General features: G+C 54.7%; 1 protein-coding gene. It reads left to right on the top strand.

What is annotated here, in order from left to right; all coding sequences use genetic code 11:
• Window positions 1-247: Rnf-Nqr domain containing protein (locus A3714_RS10480; protein WP_304439028.1), on the top strand; the 247-nt coding region annotated here is incomplete at both ends.

Genomic DNA, 247 nt, shown 5'->3' with positions numbered 1-247 from the left:
GTTCTCCAACTTTTTTGTGAGCTGCATCCGTAACTCGATTCCCTCGAGCATCCGGATCATCGTGCAGATGACCATTATTGCCTCGCTGGTAATCGTGGTGGACCAGTTCCTCAAGGCCTACGCCTACAGCATTTCCAAGCAGCTGTCCGTGTTCGTGGGGCTGATCATCACCAACTGTATCGTGATGGGGCGTGCGGAAGCCTTCGCCATGAAGAATCCGCCGATCCCGTCCTTCCTGGATGGTGTG

The organism is Alcanivorax sp. HI0007 (assembly GCF_001635525.1).
In the GTDB taxonomy this organism is placed as follows: Bacteria; Pseudomonadota; Gammaproteobacteria; order Pseudomonadales; family Alcanivoracaceae; genus Alcanivorax.
The sequence above is the reverse complement of the archived record's forward strand: the minus strand, read 5'-3'. Positions and strand labels throughout refer to the sequence as shown.